Annotated in this window: 19 protein-coding genes; 15 read left to right on the top strand and 4 right to left on the bottom strand. The window is 49.9% G+C overall.

Translation table 11 applies throughout. The features are described 5' to 3' along the window. Positions 1–12: 12 nt before the first annotated feature. From AB1757_01190 to AB1757_01175, 4 genes are all read right to left on the bottom strand, one after another. Entirely contained in the window at positions 13–924 is a 912-nt protein-coding gene (locus AB1757_01190) for an SRPBCC family protein (GenBank protein MEW6125650.1), read from the bottom strand. 79 nt (positions 925–1,003) lie between these two features. Further along, a complete protein-coding gene (locus AB1757_01185; GenBank protein ID MEW6125649.1) occupies positions 1,004–1,201 on the bottom strand; it encodes a hypothetical protein in 198 nt (65 codons plus the stop codon). A gap of 82 nt (positions 1,202–1,283) precedes the next feature. Further along, positions 1,284–1,490 carry a hypothetical protein gene (locus AB1757_01180; protein MEW6125648.1) on the bottom strand — a complete coding sequence of 69 codons (207 nt, stop codon included), beginning with the start codon at positions 1,488–1,490 and terminating at the stop codon, positions 1,284–1,286. 460 nt (positions 1,491–1,950) lie between these two features. Then, positions 1,951–3,120: a glycerophosphodiester phosphodiesterase family protein gene (locus AB1757_01175; GenBank protein MEW6125647.1), complete on the bottom strand. Its 1,170-nt coding sequence runs from the start codon at positions 3,118–3,120 to the stop codon at positions 1,951–1,953. A 166-nt stretch (positions 3,121–3,286) separates the two neighbouring features. Here AB1757_01175 and AB1757_01170 point away from each other — a divergent pair, with 166 nt between their 5' ends. From AB1757_01170 to AB1757_01100, 15 genes are all read left to right on the top strand, one after another. Beyond that, a complete protein-coding gene (locus tag AB1757_01170) occupies positions 3,287–3,595 on the top strand; it encodes a Rieske (2Fe-2S) protein (protein MEW6125646.1) in 309 nt (102 codons plus the stop codon). A 63-nt stretch (positions 3,596–3,658) separates the two neighbouring features. Next, positions 3,659–5,065 (top strand): dihydrolipoyl dehydrogenase, encoded by a 1,407-nt coding sequence (lpdA, locus tag AB1757_01165; protein MEW6125645.1) that lies wholly within the window; start codon positions 3,659–3,661, stop codon positions 5,063–5,065. A 142-nt stretch (positions 5,066–5,207) separates the two neighbouring features. Next, entirely contained in the window at positions 5,208–6,170 is a 963-nt protein-coding gene (locus AB1757_01160) for a thiamine pyrophosphate-dependent dehydrogenase E1 component subunit alpha (GenBank protein MEW6125644.1), read from the top strand. A gap of 46 nt (positions 6,171–6,216) precedes the next feature. Next, positions 6,217–6,837: an outer membrane beta-barrel protein gene (locus AB1757_01155; GenBank protein MEW6125643.1), complete on the top strand. Its 621-nt coding sequence runs from the start codon at positions 6,217–6,219 to the stop codon at positions 6,835–6,837. A gap of 287 nt (positions 6,838–7,124) precedes the next feature. Then, positions 7,125–8,450: a POTRA domain-containing protein gene (locus AB1757_01150; GenBank protein ID MEW6125642.1), complete on the top strand. Its 1,326-nt coding sequence runs from the start codon at positions 7,125–7,127 to the stop codon at positions 8,448–8,450. Positions 8,451–8,773: 323 nt separating this feature from the next. Next, entirely contained in the window at positions 8,774–9,307 is a 534-nt protein-coding gene (locus tag AB1757_01145; protein MEW6125641.1) for a DUF6335 family protein, read from the top strand. 499 nt (positions 9,308–9,806) lie between these two features. Beyond that, positions 9,807–10,058 (top strand): UPF0175 family protein, encoded by a 252-nt coding sequence (locus tag AB1757_01140; protein MEW6125640.1) that lies wholly within the window; start codon positions 9,807–9,809, stop codon positions 10,056–10,058. After that, on the top strand, positions 10,051–10,533 hold the full coding sequence (locus AB1757_01135; protein MEW6125639.1) for a DUF3368 domain-containing protein: 483 nt from the start codon (positions 10,051–10,053) through the stop codon (positions 10,531–10,533). The genes AB1757_01140 and AB1757_01135 overlap by 8 nt, the downstream gene beginning before the upstream one ends. Positions 10,534–10,586: 53 nt before the next feature. Continuing rightward, on the top strand, positions 10,587–10,763 hold the full coding sequence (locus AB1757_01130; GenBank protein MEW6125638.1) for a hypothetical protein: 177 nt from the start codon (positions 10,587–10,589) through the stop codon (positions 10,761–10,763). A 21-nt stretch (positions 10,764–10,784) separates the two neighbouring features. Then, entirely contained in the window at positions 10,785–11,018 is a 234-nt protein-coding gene (locus AB1757_01125; GenBank protein MEW6125637.1) for a hypothetical protein, read from the top strand. After that, positions 11,018–11,401, top strand: a complete 384-nt coding sequence (locus tag AB1757_01120; protein ID MEW6125636.1) for a type II toxin-antitoxin system PemK/MazF family toxin — start codon at positions 11,018–11,020, stop codon at positions 11,399–11,401. Before AB1757_01125 ends, AB1757_01120 begins: the two co-directional genes overlap by 1 nt. Positions 11,402–11,410: 9 nt before the next feature. Further along, a complete protein-coding gene (locus AB1757_01115; GenBank protein ID MEW6125635.1) occupies positions 11,411–12,391 on the top strand; it encodes an alpha-ketoacid dehydrogenase subunit beta in 981 nt (326 codons plus the stop codon). Positions 12,392–12,494: 103 nt separating this feature from the next. Next, a complete protein-coding gene (gene sucB / locus AB1757_01110; GenBank protein ID MEW6125634.1) occupies positions 12,495–14,267 on the top strand; it encodes a 2-oxoglutarate dehydrogenase, E2 component, dihydrolipoamide succinyltransferase in 1,773 nt (590 codons plus the stop codon). Positions 14,268–15,059: 792 nt separating this feature from the next. Then, positions 15,060–15,362 (top strand): hypothetical protein, encoded by a 303-nt coding sequence (locus tag AB1757_01105; GenBank protein ID MEW6125633.1) that lies wholly within the window; start codon positions 15,060–15,062, stop codon positions 15,360–15,362. Positions 15,363–15,573: 211 nt separating this feature from the next. Continuing rightward, complete coding sequence (locus tag AB1757_01100; GenBank protein MEW6125632.1) at positions 15,574–16,197, top strand: hypothetical protein; 624 nt, start codon at positions 15,574–15,576, stop codon at positions 16,195–16,197. The last annotated feature ends 30 nt before the right edge of the window (positions 16,198–16,227 follow it).

Raw genomic sequence — 16,227 nt, 5'->3', positions numbered from 1 at the left:
CGAGACGCTCTATTAACGGCCATGAGAGAGAATTTTTTCTCCGGGAATCTCTTCATGAACACGAGAAGGTTGCGATGGGGTTTGACTCTTTGAACTGCTGATGGCAACCGCCGCCTTTGATTTGGATTTTTCGTTATCGGTTTCTCTTCCTGATGTCTGTCCTGCGATTGAAGCAATTTCTCCGGTTTCCACTAATTGTTTGAAATGTTTCAAATCATCTTCGATTTGTTGACCTGGTTCTTCGCCAAACAATTTGGCAAGCGTGGTTCCGAGCACTCCGGCGGGCGCTTGATAATTAATCACCACCTTGACAAGGGTGCCGCGCCCTTCTGGCATTTCGATAAATTGCACCGACCCGGCATGGTTAATTTCCGCGCCTTCGAGCGAACGCCAGGCAATCAGTTCGTTCTCTTTTTCATTGATAATTTCAGCATCCCATTCAACGCTCATTCCGGCAGGCGCTTTGGCGACCCAATGCGAGAGATTTTTATCGAGCGCCTGAACCGCTTCAAGGTGTTCCATGAAGCGCGGCAGATTTTCAAAATTGCGCCAGAAACGGTAAAGTTCCGCAGCCGGTTTATTAATCGTCACCCGATATTCGGTCTTTGTGCCTTCGCCATGTTTGACGCTGGCGCGTTTGGCTTTGCCGTTCGCGGTGTTGATTTTCAATGCCTGATAAACTTCACAATGTCCGGTCAATCCCCATTTCAACATCATTGCGCTTAATAGCCCCAGAGACGCGCCCATCAAGCCGCCTTTTTTATACGCGAGAACCGCCAGCGCGCCACCTGTAACCGCCGACACCAGGCGGTCGGTTCCGCTGATATTCACTTTACTTTCGCGTTCGCGTTTTTTTGCATACAGCTTTTGCATTGGCGGTGTACCGCGTTGCAATTTTTTATAAAGTTCACGCGTTGTTGTCATCCTTAGAATCTCCTTATCGAAACGTAAGAATGTTGCCTCACTCTCACCCACTCCTACGCTTGCGAACTCAAAAAAATAATTACCCTGCGGTGGCTTCGCTGCCGGTGATTAATGCCACTTTCCCTTCCAGTTTGCCCGCCGCCTTGTATTCAGAGGCTTCATATTGAGGACGGAGTTTTACTTTGATTTCCAAACCCGGACGTTTCTGGCGCGGTTCGGGAAATGGAGGCTTCGGTTTGCGGTGGCTTGCCGGTTTTGTAGCTTGATTGTTGGGCATCGTATTACTTTTTTACCTGTAGTTAAATCAGGGAAACGGATTCTATCGGCATTAGAATCCGTTCCCCATCAAAGGTCACAAGCTAAAATTCATTCTCATCAAAATCCTCATCTGAGCGTTTGGTTCGAGGAGCCGTTCCTTGCTGGCTTTGTCCCATATTTTGGCTGCCCTGTTGACCGCGTTGAGCGGTTTGTTGTTTAGAAGGATTGTCACCCATGCGGTTGCCCGGTTGGTTGCCCGTTCTGTCTTGCTGCCGCTGTTCTTTAGACTGATTTTTGGAGTTAGCCATGATTGTTATTCCTTTCCCATTACCAAATATCTTTACAGTTGGTTAATGCCTCACAGCGAAAAACGAAATTCGTTTTGCCATTTTGATTATCAACAGCAAACTTTGCATCCGGTCATTGAAAACCCACCCCCCTGATCGATTGTTCGTCTTCGAGTAAAAACCGGATGTCATCGTCCTATGCGATAAAAGCAATCACTGTGCCCCCAAAAAAGGTTTAAAAAGTCAGGAATATCAAGGGAGTTTTATCAGGAATTGATAGATGCGCATACACTACGCATCAATTCAAAACGAAGCCGCGAGTAAAATATTACACTTGATTTCTGAACGGTTCAGACTGCGCAACCAAGAGTCGCAAGCAAGCAGCCATAACCATTTTGTAAAGGCTTATAGGCGGAGGCGGACAAGCATGCCCGCGCTGCTGGCAACCGCCTCAATTGAAATTCAGGTAAGCTACACAAGCCTATTTTTTAGGAATGAGTTCACGCCATAAAGCAGGATAATCGGTGAACCCGCCGTCGATGCCAAACGCCAGAAAACGCGCGATATCCGCCTTGATGAGTTCACCAGTCGTTTGATTATTAGCCTGGGGTTCATCAAGCGGGCGACGAAGCACAGGACTGGTCGCGCCTCTAAACGTATAAGGGTGAATGACCAATCCCGCTTGATGAAAGACGTCAACGTCGGCTTTGCCTGTGAGCATGGTTTTACTGGGTCCAGCGCCTTGTGCATATTCAGCAATCTCTCTGGCAAGTTCGGCGGTAACTTTTTTGCTGTCTTCGCGTTTCGCATCATCCATCGGCAGCAGTTGCACTCTACGGTACTGCGGCGCAAGCTCGCGCATATGCAACAGACAGGCTTTTGAGAACGATTGAATGAAAAGACGCTGGCTTTTCGCTTTACCGGCGTAGCCTGCTTTTTTCAAAACCGCTGCTAATTTTTTAGCAGCATCGAATCCGAGCGATTGATAAAACTCAAAGTGTTTGAGTTCGATATAAAGCCCTGCGCGATTGCCGATGAAGTTAATCGCCTCTGCAAGCGTCGGCACTTTTTGCCCTGCATATTCGGGCTTTGCGGCAAAGGCATTTGATTTGTTAAACCATCTGCCGGCATCCAGTCGTTTGATTTCCGCAAGCGTAAAATCCGCGACGTACCAGCCATTTTTAGCATTTCCCTGCCCTTCAATATCGCGCGCGGTAATGCGGTCGGGAAAGACCTCTTTGACATTGGTGGTGCGTGACATCTCCGGGTCGTGCATACAAATGAGCACGCCATCTTTGGTGATTTGCAAATCCTGCTCAACAAAATCCGCGCCTTGCCTGATTGCCAGGTCGTAAGCGGCAAGCGTATGTTCCGGCGCATACCCCGAAGCGCCGCGATGGGCGACGAGCAAAGGCTGTTTAATTGCGGATTGCGGGGCAGGCTTTAGCCTCTCGCGGATTGCGGACGATTCAATTGCGGATTGCGGGGCAGGCTTTAGCCTCTCGCGGATTGCGGATTGGCTGCCAGCCTTTGATTGTTGCGTATGGCTTGCCATATTTGAGCTGGTTACTAAAAAAATCAAAACAGTGATGATGAAAAGTGATGCCGTAAACTTAAAATGACGACGTAATCGCAAAGTTAAAGAAGTCATAAATCTCCGTCAGGTTTTGAGATTTCGTTCAGAGGGAAAAAGCAGACTAGCGCGATGCCTAAACCTATGCAAGCTTGATAGGCTACGGAGTCGGTTGCTAAGATGCTCAGTTCGCGCACGAGCCTGAACCGGCGCTGTGCGATGCCATCATCAATCGGAGTGTGAAATGTTTGTAAAAATTGCAAAAGTATCTGACCTTGCGAGCGGCGAAAGCCTCTGTGCGGAGGTCGCGGGCAATCAAATCGCGCTGTTCAATCTGAACGGCGAATATTGTGCGATTGACAATTCCTGCCCGCATCGCGGCGGGCCGTTAAGCGAAGGATTCATTGACCTCGCGCGCCTGACTGTGCAATGCCCCTGGCATGGCTGGACATTTAATTGTACATCCGGCGAATCGTCCAACATCCCCAATGCCCGGGTGCAGAAGTTTGCCGTCAAAGTCGAAGGCGATGAAATCCACGTCGAAATTGACTAAACGTCGGGCGAGGGTTATGCCTTAATTTGAATTCGCTGTTGTTTCTGAGTTAGGAGGAAATCATTGAGTACAGAAATTTTTGATGTCGTTGTCATCGGGTCAGGTCCCGGCGGGTATGTCGCAGCCATTCGCGCGGCTCAACTGGGATTGCGTACCGCCATCATTGAAAAAGATAAAAAAGGACTGGGCGGTACTTGTTTGCTGCGCGGTTGTATCCCCACGAAAGCCTTGTTGCACACCGCAGATGTTTTTGAAGAATTCAAACACTCGAAAGATATTGGCATTGTTGCCGGTTCCATCAGTCTGGATTTTGCCCAAACCCACAAATATAAAAATAAAGTCGTCACCAAACTTTCCAAAGGCGTCGAATTCCTGATGAAGAAAAACAAGATTCAGGTCTTCAAAGGCTTTGGCAAAATCGACGCGCCGGGACGCCTCACCGTCACCTTAAACGACGGCGCGACGCAAACTGTCCAGACCAAAAATATCATTATCGCCACCGGTTCGGTCGTAAAACCTTTGCCGCATCTGCCCTTCGATGGCACGCACATCATCAGCAGCGATGACATCCTCGAACTTACAGAAGTGCCGAAATCCTTAATCGTTTTGGGGGCGGGCGCGGTCGGCGTCGAATTCGCTTCGGTTTATGCGCGCTTCGGCGCAGACGTAACGATTATGGAACTGTTGCCGCGACTGTTGCCGATTGAAGATGAAGAGATCAGCGCCGAACTCGCGAAATCATTCAAGCGTCAGGGCATCAAAGTGTTCACCGGCGCGAGTTTTCAAACTGCCAGGGTTGAAAACGGACAGGTCAAAGCGATTGCCAAAATCGGCGACCAGGAGCGCGAATTCACCGCTGAAAAATTGCTGGTCGCCGTTGGTCGTAAAGCCTTCACCGAAGGACTTGGACTGGAAAATCTCAATGTCGAAATGGACGGACGCGGCTACATCAAAGTGGATGCCTATATGCGCACTTCCGCGCCGAATGTCTACGCGATTGGCGATTGCATTCCGACGCCGTGGCTGGCGCACGTGGCTTCAAGCGAAGGCATCATTGCCGCCGAAACCATCGCTGGAAAACCCGCGCGCCCGATTAATTACGACCACGTTCCGAGTTGTACTTATTGCGCGCCCGAAGTCGCAAGCGTAGGACTGACGGAAGCCAAAGCCAAAGAGCGCGGTTACGAAGTCAAGGTCGGCAAATTCCCTGTGCCGGTCATCGCCAAAGCGCAAATACTCGGCGCCAGTGAAGGCTTGATGAAAATCGTTGCCGATGCCCGGTATGATGAAATTCTCGGCGTTCACATCATCGGGCCGCACGCAACCGAACTGATTGCCGAAGCCGGTATCGCGTTGCACCTGGAATCGACGGTTGAAGAGATGATTGAAACCATGCACGCCCATCCGACGGTCTCCGAAAGCATTAAAGAAGCCGCCGAAGACGTCCACGGCATGATGGTACATTTCTAGGATTCAGGATTCAGGGAAAGGAAAGTATGAAGTAGGAACGATGAACGATGAACAGAAAGCGGATTACAATTATTCATCGTTTAACATTCCACCTTCATCGTTTCTTCTGCTCTGAGTCCTGAATCCTGTATCCTGAATCCTAATGAACAAAGAACAACTCCACGAAATCTATTACTACCTGCGCCTGACTCGTTCGCTTGAAGAAAAGCTGGAGAATTTGCTCAAGCAGGGCAAAATCAAAGGCGGATTGTTTCGCAGTCTCGGACAGGAAGGCACAGCGGTTGGCTCGGCTTATGCCTTAGACAAATCGCATAACGATATTATTTCGCCGCTCACCCGCGATATGGGCGCAATGATGGTGATGGGCGCAACGCCGCGCGAGGTCTTCAGTTCCTACCTTGCGAAAATCACTTCGCCAAATCGCGGGCGCGACCAGAACATCCACTTTACCGATATGCAGCGCGGCTTTATCGGAACGATTTCGCCGCTCGGCACCATGATCGGAGTGATGAACGGGGTGACGCTTGCCGCGAAATTACAGGGCAAAAAAACCGTTGGCATGGTTTACATCGGCGATGGCGCGATGAGCACGGGAATGTTTCATGAAGCCGCGAATTTCGCCGCCGTGCAAAATTTGCCGCTGGTGATTATCGGCGAATTCAATGGCTTCGCTTATTCAACGCCGACCGCGAAACAATCGCGGGTTGAAAACTTAGCCGATAGAGTCAAAGCTTACGGCTTGCCCACCGAAATCGTGGACGGCAACGATGTCCTGGCGGTTTATGAAGCCGCAAGACGGGCGATTGAACGCGCGCGCAATGGCGGCGGACCATCGTTTATCGAAGCCAAAACTTTTCGGATGCGCGGACACGCGGCGCACGATAACCAGTCTTATGTGCCGAAAGAATTGCTCGACGAATGGCGCAGAAAAGACCCGATTGATCGATTCATTCGCCATTTACTCGAAAATCATTTCGCCACTCAAGACGACATTGAATCAATTGATCGAAAAATTGATGCGTCTTTAGCAGCAGATTTGGCATGGGCGGAAAGCCAGCCCATCTTCAAGGGCGAAGATGCAATTGAAGGGGTATTCGCAAAATGATAAGTTAAAAATCCCCGTGCTGATAATTCAATCGCGGAGTAAGAACATGAAGCTCAGTATCGTTGTTTTATTAATGGGGATGGGTTTATTTTGCAGCACCGCTCTGGCACAAAAACATGAACTCGGCATGCAAATCGGCGCGATGAAATCCACGCTGGACTCGAATTATGAATTTTCAGCCATTCCGTTCAACGTAACCGCCGACAGCAGTTTCGCATTGCAAATTAATTATGGTTATCGATTGGTGAATGCCAGGGTAGCAGGTCTTTACCTTGATATGCCGCTCGCCGTCACCCCTAAGAGTAAATTCAATACCGCTAATGCATTTTTTTTACGAAGCTATTCTTCGCTTTTTTTCACACCCGGATTAAAGCTCAAACTGTTGCCAGAGGCGTCAATCTCTCCTTATATTGTTGCGGGCGTTGGGATTTCAAGGCTCAGCCCCAGCGATAATCGAATCAACGGCAATCCCAGTGTAGGCGATAATCCGCAAACCGATGATGCGTTTAGTTTCGGCGGCGGGGTTGACCTCAAGGCAAATAAATTTTTGAGCATTCGTGGCGAAGTGCGCGATTTTCGCAGTAGCACGCCACATTTCAGAACCAATCTGTTCGAGAAACGTCAGCACAATATTTTTGTCACCGGCGGCATCGTTTTGCGATTTTAAATCGCCATTTTAGACGCTTTCACTATAATCGCAACCATTGCCAGGGCTGTAACAAAGTCTGGGGCAAATCCAAAAGTGCTTCTCTATGAGGAATCAGAAAACTTTTTAACTGGGAACGCGGACGTCCACGTCCGCCGACTTCACGGCTGCGGACGTGGACGTCCGCGTTCCCAGTGTCACGGCTTCCGACTTTGTTACAGTCCTAAACAATTGCCGGCAGCATCATTTCGCAGCCTCCTAAGCGCAGTGCAGGAGGCGCGCGTAACTAAAGGAGAGAGTTTATCTTGATGACACCTGGCGGCGGAAAGCAACTGAAAATATCCAAGCAACCTTATCCAATGGTTATTTGGCTGGCAATCACTTTCCTGTTTGTTTGCACCCTGACAACGGACGCGCAACAAAGCGCGACTCAGCCGCAGGAATGGAAATTAACTAAAATCGCGGCGACCGGTTTGTCCCGCTACACCGTCGAGCAGGTTGCGAAATTAACTAACCTGACTCTCGGACAGAAAGTTGATCTGGCAATTCTTGATGCGGCAACTCTCAGGTTGCGCGACACCGGTTTGTTTAACCAGGTGACTTATGGATACCGCTATCAAAATGACCAGTTGACAGTCACTTTTAAAATTGAAGAGGCGGTCTGGGACACCCCGGTCATCTTCGATAATTTTGTCTGGTTTACCGATGAAGAACTCATCAAAGCCATTGCCCAGACGGTTCCCAGTTTTGACGGCACGGCGCCTAAATCCGGCAACCTGACCAGTTTGATTGCGCAAACTCTGGAACAATTATTAAGCGCCCGCCAGATCGCCGGTGCGGTTGAATATCTTTCGTCTTCGGAACTCACCGGCAACCATTTTGAGCATGTCTTTGTGGTAAAAAATCTCAATCTGCCGGTATGTGCGCTGCATTTCCCTAAAGCTTCAGGGATTAAAGAAAATGTCTTAATCAACGCCGTAAAAACCACCTCCGGTGGACAGTATTCCAAAAGCGCCCTGAGTGATTTTGCCAGAAACCATCTCTTTCAACTCTATCGCGAGCAGGGTTATCTCAAAGCCCGTTTTCAAAGCATCGATGCCCGGTTGCTTGCCGATGCCAATTGCAAAAACGGAGTGGATGTTTCCATATTGATAGATGAAGGCGCGAGCTACACTCTGGATAAAATCGAGTGGTCGGATAATCTCACCCTTTCGACCAAAGAGTTGGATAGCCTGTTAGCCATGAAACCGGGCGAAGTAGCGAACGGCGTAAAATTCGATAATGGTCTTAAAACCATCAAAGCCGCTTACGGTAAAAAAGGCTTCATCAGAGCGCAATTCAATATCGCGACGACCTTCGACGAAGAGAGCAAACGCGCTGCTTCTCACATCACCGTCAAAGAAGGCGCGCAATATCACATGGGTCTCATCAGCTTTAATGGTTTGCCGATGGGTGAGGCGGAAAAATTGCAGAAGCGTTGGCGATTAAAAACCGGAGAAATATTTGATACCACTTATCTCGACGATTTTTTGAATAAAGACCTCGACCCGAAACTGAACGCTCGGCTTGCCGGTATCCGGGCAATCCCCAGTGAGCAAAACTTAACCGTTGATGTGCAAATCATTTTTAAATAGCCGGTAAACTGATTCTGCGCTATTTATTCCCGACCGCTCGTTGTGTGGAGTTGAGCGCCTTATGATGGAATTAACCTCAACCAGCGTTCGTTGAATCCTTTCACTGCAAAACTTCTTTTCAGTCAGCCCATTCAGATTGAGATTCATTAACGGCACAGGATTACGGCTAAAAAGCAGATGAATGTTTATGTGACACTTCGTATGATTCGCCTATTTTTTGGCTGTTATGAAAGCGAACACCATCCGGCAATAAGGCGCTATCCGCAGCAATCCGCAAGTGGTACGGAACTCGCCAATAATTCAGGGAATCATAGGAGAAGGTTATGGCTAAACATAAATTCACAAATAAAATATTGGATGACAAAATCGCGAAAAATATAGAGGCAGGGTGGGCAGACAAATTGCCCGAACCAACGGATGAAGATTTTGAATCTCTCGATCAGCCGCCTGCGGATGAAGCGAACGCTGAGAATTTAAATGCTTATGACCGTGAAGTCAGATATGGAACGCCGCTTGAAGAACACCATCTTTCAACCGGTACAAGAATGATGGAAGCCGAGCGCGAAGAATACCCTGCCGTCAGTCCTGGGTTATCGGGCGGCGATGTGGATGCGGCGTGGCAGGAGGCTGAAGAAAACGGTGAAGAGTCTGTCGGTGGTTCGTCGCCAACGCCTGATCAGGATCAGGTTGATCAGATTGGTCGCGCTGTCGGTTTGGAATTTCAAGACAATCAGGAATTGCATGCCTCTTCAGAGGTGCTCGACAAACGCGACCTTAACCGCTGGGAACTGGATCGCCGTTCAGCCGACGATGCGTCGCCGGATTTTCCACATAAACGCAACCCTCTTCTGCGGTAATTTCTCAGCCGCAATTTAACCTGGAAAATGGTGATGCGGTTTTACGATTTCAAATTTCATAATGTCACATTGCCAGATTTTTACAGCGGTCACTGAGAGACGAGTTCGTAAAGGCAAGGCGATAACAACCAAGTCCGGCGTCTGGGTTAAGGCTTACCCTGACGATTTCCAAACCTTCAGGCGCAAGCCACGCTCATCAAGCAGCGAAGTCGCCGGGGGAGCAGCATTTTTAGGAATCGTTTTGGCAATGTTTGGTTCATCCGTTACAATCTCAAGTCACAGTTAGCGCAAGATTGCCATCCTGGCGTGATGCCAAGCCTTCTGAGTTTCTGTGAGCAGCTTAAAATTAAAGGGACAACCAAACGCGGAACATGGCAGCGATTACATTACTGGAAGCGGTACGACAAGGAATTTGGCAAGAGATGGAACGCGATACAAGCGTGTTCATTTTAGGTGAAGACATCGGCGCGTTTAAGATTGTTTAATGAAAGGGGAAATCATGCCGTCCCGACAAATTGTAATCGATATACCAGAAAAAATTTTGCTAGCGGAAAAGGCTGACGAAGTTTCCTTTGCCAATGAAGTGCGCTTGCTTGCGGCAATCAAACTTTATGAATTGGGTCGTTTGTCTTCGGGGCGGGCGGCTGAACTTGCAGGAATGCCACGAGTGGAGTTTCTGTTGACGCTTGGGCGTTACAAAGTATTCCCCTTTGAAGCCGAACTGCGCGACCTGGAAAAACAGAATGCCTGAAGCGATTACCAATACCTCACCTTTACTTTATTTATACCGTATTGGTGCGGTGAACTGGTTACCGCAATTATTCAATGAAATCTGGTGTCCCAATGCAGCATTGAATGAGTTGTTGGAAGGTCAACAAAGAGGTCATGATGTTCCCAGTCCAAATGATTATACTTGGCTGCAAATCGTTGACCCGAGGGCTTTACCTTCTGAATGGTTAGCTTCGGATTTGGGCGCAGGCGAGATTGCCGTAATGGCATTGGCGCTGGAAAATCCGAGTCGAGTGGTTTTATTGGACGATGCGCTTGCCAGACAAATCGCTCAAGCTGCGGGACTGACGGTTTGGGGAACCTTGAGAGTTTTACTTGAAGCCAAATTGCAAGGTTTAACCAGTGCGGTTGCTCCACATCTCGACGAGTTACAAAACTCAGGGATGTGGATTTCAGCAAGTGTTCGTCAGCGCGTCTTGGATTTGGCGAATGAATAGCAAAGGCAACGCCTCATGGATGAAGCTATTGTCTGGCTATACTCTATGGAGAGTTGGGAAAGGAAGACCTCGAACTTGCCGAACAGGAAATGCAAGATTATGCAGATGCTTTGAAGAGGATACGCAATAATTCTATGGCAGCGATTACATTACTGGAAGCGGTACGACAAGGAATTTGGCAAGAGATGGAACGCGACAAGAGCGTGTTCATTTTGCGCTTGCGGGGATGATTCAATTGGGAGAATCAAGCAATGACTACAAGGGAACAAATCGCGCAAGAACTTAACCGTTTGAGTCCGAATGAACTTGAACAAGTGGCACAGTACCTTGCGTTTTTAAAATATCAATCACGGCTCAAATCACATCCGGTTGTAGATGAAAAGCAATTGGCGGCGCTCTACGCGGAGTTTGCCGAAGAAGACCGCCAGCTTGCCGAAGAAGGGATGGCTGATTATGCAGAGGCATTAGCCAGAGAGGATAGTTGATGGTCGTTAAGCGCGGCGAAATCTGGTTGGCAAACCTGAATCCGATTCAAGGTTCCGAACAGGCAGGAATCAGACCTGTGCTGATCTTTCAAGATGATTTGATAAACCAATTTACGACTACGGTGCTGGCTATACCCTTTACTACGAACCTACGCCGCGCCGCATTGCCCTCTTGTGTTCAAGTCTCGAAAGGTGAAGGCGGACTCAAGAGCGATTCTGTAGCGTTGTGCTATCAATTGCGCGCAATAGATAAGACGCGATTGTTACAGAAACTTGGGACGTTAAAAAGAGAGACGCTGGAAACCATTGAAGGCTGTGTGATGCTGACGATGGGTATCAAGATATTGAGCGGAGAAGAAGCAAACGAAGAAGAGAGTAACTAACAAAAATTTATGGCAGCGATTACATTACTGGAAGCGGTACGACAAGGAATTTGGCAAGAGATGGAACGCGACAAGAGCGTGTTCATTTTAGGTGAAGACATCGGCGCTTATGGCGGCGCGTTTAAAGTTACCGAAGGGTTTTTAGCGCATTTCGGCGCTGACCGGGTGATTGATACGCCGATTTCGGAATCGGCAATTATCGGCGCGGCGAGCGGCGCGGCAATGATGGGCATGCGTCCGGTCGCCGAAATGCAGTTCATTGATTTTATTTCATGCTGTTTTGATATTCTGACGAATTACGTCGCCAAAAGCCGCTATCGTCAGGGCATAGGCATTCCGATGGTGGTGCGTGGTCCGTGTGGTGGCGGCGTACATGCCGGACCTTTCCATTCGCAGAACGTCGAAGCCTTTTTCTTGAACACGCCGGGGCTGAAAATGGTTGAGCCTTCGACCCCGTATGATGCGAAAGGCTTAATCAAAGCCGCCATACGCGATGATGACCCGGTGTTGTTCTTTGAACACAAGCTGCTCTATCGCAATCCGCGCATCAAACAGGAAGTGCCCGACACCGATTACATCGTGCCAATTGGCAAAGCGGCGACCCGTCGCCAAGGGCGCGATCTGTCAATCATCACCTACGGCGCGATGGTTTATACGGCGCTCGATGCCGCCGATGAATTAGCCAAAGCCGGCATCGAAGCGGAAGTCATCGACCTGCGCACGCTTGCGCCGTTTGACCGCGTGAGCGTTTGCGAATCGGTTAAAAAGACCAGCAAAGTTATTTTGTTACACGAAGCGACGCGCACCGGCGGGATGGCTGGTGAACTCACCGCCGTCATCAACGAAGAGGTGTTTGAATATCTTGATGCGCCGGTGGTGCGCGTCACCTCGATTGATACGCCGGTGCCTTATGCGCCGCCGCTTGAAGAATTTTTCTTGCCGCAAGTGAAAGACGTCGTCGAAGCCGCGCGTTCGCTGGCAAAGTATTAAAGAGTCTGGCGAGTTCGGCGAGTCTTGCGAGTCTTGAAAGTATTTAGTCTCGTAAGACTTGCTAGACTGGCAAGACTCGCAAGACTAAATAAGAGGAGAAGAGATGGCAGAAGAAGTGAAGATGCCGCAGATGGGCGAATCCATCGCGGAAGGAACGATTGTTCGATGGCTCAAAAAAGTGGGTGAGACGGTTAAACGCGACGAGCCGCTTTTTGAAATTTCTACCGATAAGGTCGATGCGGAAATCCCTTCATCGGTCTCAGGCACATTGACGGAAATTAAAGTGCAGGAAGGCGAAACCGTCGCCGTCGGCACAGTGGTCGCCATCATCGGTGACGGCGACGCCAAACCGGCTCCGGTAGCCGATTCCAAGCCCGCTGAGGTTGCCGCGCCACCTGCGCCACAACCAAACGGGCAACCTGCGCCGCCTGCGGCAGCAGTTCAACCGCCAACGCCTCCGGCGCAGACCGCGCCGCCTCCGGCTGCAACAAACGGCGCAACCGGTGAAGAAGTGAAGATGCCGCAGATGGGCGAATCCATCACCGAAGGCACCATCGTGCGCTGGCTCAAGCAGGTCGGCGAAAGCGTCAAACGCGATGAGCCGCTGTTTGAAATTTCGACGGACAAGGTTGATGCGGAAATCCCCGCGCCGGTATCGGGCACGCTTCTCGAAATCAAAGTTCAGGAGAGCCAGACGGTTGCGGTCGGCACAGTGGTCGCCATCATCGGCAGTGGTGACGCCAAACCGGCTCCGGTAGCCACTTCTACGCCTGAGCCTGTTCAACCTACACCGCCTGCGGCAGTCGCGCCGCCGCCAACTCCGGTTGCGCCACCGACGCCGCCAACTCCGGTTGCCGAACAGCCTGCTGCCGAAATGAGCGCCGAGGATTTACGCAAAGTGAAATCGTCGCCGGTGGTTCGCAAAATTGCCGAAGAACACAAGGTTGACATCGCCCAGGTTCAAGGCACAGGCGCGGGCGGGCGCGTCACCAAAAACGATATTCTGCAATTCATCGAATCGGGCGGCGCAGCTAAAGCCGCAACCGCGCAAGTGAGCGCACAGGTTCAAGCGCCTGCGGTGACTGCGCCGGCGACCCCGGCAGCTACGCCATCTATTCCGATTCCGCCACCGCAAGCGAAACCGCCGGCGACAGTCGAATATGGCGCGCAGCCGTTCAGCGATAAAGACCGCGTCGAAATCGAACCGATGAGCATCATGCGACGCAAGATTGCCGAACGCATGGTCGAAAGCAAACATACTTCGGCGCATGTCTATTCGCTGATTGAAGTCGATTACAGCAAGACATCGGCGTTGCGCGATAAACTCAAGAAAGAATTTTTGGAACGCGATGGCGTCAAACTCACCTACATGCCGTTCATCATCAAAGCGGTGATTGAAGGCTTGAAGAAATTCCCCATCGTCAATTCGTCGGTGTGGGGCGATCAGATTGTGTACAAAAAAGATTACAACATCGGTGTCGCGGTGGCGCTCGATTGGGGTTTGATTGTGCCTGTGGTTCGCAATGCCGATGAAAAATCGCTGCTTGGGATTGCCCGCGCGGTAAATGATTTGGGCGATAGAGCGCGCAATAAAAAGCTCAAGCCCGATGAAGTGCAGGGCGGCACCTTTACCATCACCAATCCGGGCGTATTTGGTGGGTTGATCGGCTTGCCGATTATCAATCAACCGCAAGTGGCGATTTTGGGGGTTGGCGGTATCAAAAAACGTCCGGTGGTGGTTGATGATGCGATTGCCATTCGCCAGATTGGCATGCTGAGTTTGAGTTATGACCATCGCGTAGTGGATGGCGCAGACGCTGACCAATTTTTGGCTTATGTGCGCGACATCATCGAAAAAGGCGAATTCACTTCATAATCCAAGTTGCTCGTTCCTTAATCTGCGCCGGAGGCGCTGTGGAGATTAGCCTGCGGTGCAGCCGCTGGATCGCAAGGGGCGCTATCAAAGGCAGTGCCCTGAAGGGGCGCAGGATTCAATGAACTTCCTGCGCCCCTTCAGGGCACGAAAGTTTTGACTGGCTCACTAACCTGTGGCTTTACCACAGGCTAATTTCCATTGCCCCTTTGGGGCAATGGCGTTTTTCCAGAGGGCTTTGCGCAACTGGCAACTTGAATTTTATAGAAAAAAGGCGAAGGCGTTTTGTAAATAAGAGGCGCATTCACTTCGTCAGTCAAACGGTAATTTTTCGTAACCGAGGCAGCAAGCGATAACATAATTTGTCGTTTGCTGCTTTTCTTTTTGCGCCACTGGTAGAAAAACTGAACCCGTCAACTTGCGCGATGAAAGACTCAGGCGTATGATGGCGAAGTTTTAAGCTATCCCTTTCAAGCAATCCAATTCGGAAAGCTGATGCTGCAAAATGAAGCATCAACCGGGTCAACACGGCAGTAAATTTTTTTGAGCCACGCGGCAAAGGCAGGGACAATGCATGATAGCGCAGCCTCACAATTGCGATTAAGGCAACGGATTGCCGGGAAGAACACCATATGGATTTATATGGTCTGAAATTTCTATTAGTAGATGGAACTTTACATATTTAGCCAGATCCATCCATTAGTAGATGGCGTTAATTCGCCGAATTCATGTTAGACGGCTTCTCAACGAGCCTTAGCGAAGTATGAACAGTAATATTATTGTGGGAGGAGAGCCATGAGTGAATTCGATGAATATCCTGTGGACAGGCTTCGGTTTGAATACGAGCGAAGACAAAACGAGGTCTCCAACCTTCAGCAAGAGCTATCTGACTTGAAGCGCGAAGAATCTCAAACCCTTGTAAATTGGGAGCGAGCAAGAGATGCTACCTACCTCAGGCGTATGTCGGATGTTGACCAGGAATTCCGTGTGAAGCTTCATGAGATAGAAAGCAAGACGGAAAGAGTTAAACAACGAATGAATATCCTAAGGACTGAAATGGAAGCTATTGTCCAAGTCCTCAATGTCAAATGGAAATAGAATCCTCTTGGCATATTGAGCGGCTAACCCCGTTGGCAGCGGATAGCCATATTGAGTTAAGCCGTAACAAGAAGCGCATAGTGAACAAGCCGCCGTCTAACAACCACATGCACCGGAGCGCGCGAAGCGTAGTTCATATCGTTCCACCAATGCCGTTCGCGCGCCCGGTGATGTGGAGCGTTAGATGTTCTTTCTGTTGAGAGATTGGATTATGAATATACAAAAAGCGCTTATTAGCTTATTTCTCTTAATGCTGTTTCCCATGCATGCCTTCGCCACTGGGCAGCAGGCCGACGTGCTCGTCTACGCCGGGAAAACTTACGACCTGTTCTCCAATCCGTTAGAAGATTATTACCCGGACGAGGACAAACGGCCGCAGTTTTGGGTGAGACCAGGCACGATGAGCAGCGGTAACTGGCGTGGCTATGTCGCTACGTGGGAAATCATCGGCGACAAACTGTACCTGAGCAAGATCGATTCCTGGTTCTGCGGCGGTCGTTCCAAGTCGCGTAGGAATAATGGATGCCACCGGGTCACGTTGCGCGAATTGTTCGGGAAGAGGGTCGTTAACGGAATGGTGTTAGCGTCATGGTTCTCGGGGGAGTTGCGCGTCCCAGACGGCAAAGAGCTAGAGTACGTCCACATGGGCTACGGGTCGGTGTACGAGCGGGACATACTGTTTGAGGTCAAGGCGGGGAAAATCCTGAAACGTGAGGTCGTTGATAACACCAACCGAGAGCGGCCATCCAACCTGGAATTACAGCGGCAGGAGCTTGAGAAGCTAAAGAAATCCCCCTTAGGAGACAAGCCTATCGTCCGCAAGCCGAACATCTAACCAGCGATTCGACCGGAGCGCGAACTTGTC

It is taken from the genome of Acidobacteriota bacterium (assembly GCA_040754075.1).
Classification (GTDB): Bacteria; Acidobacteriota; Blastocatellia; order UBA7656; family UBA7656; genus JBFMDH01.
This window is presented reverse-complemented; position numbering and strand designations above follow the sequence as displayed.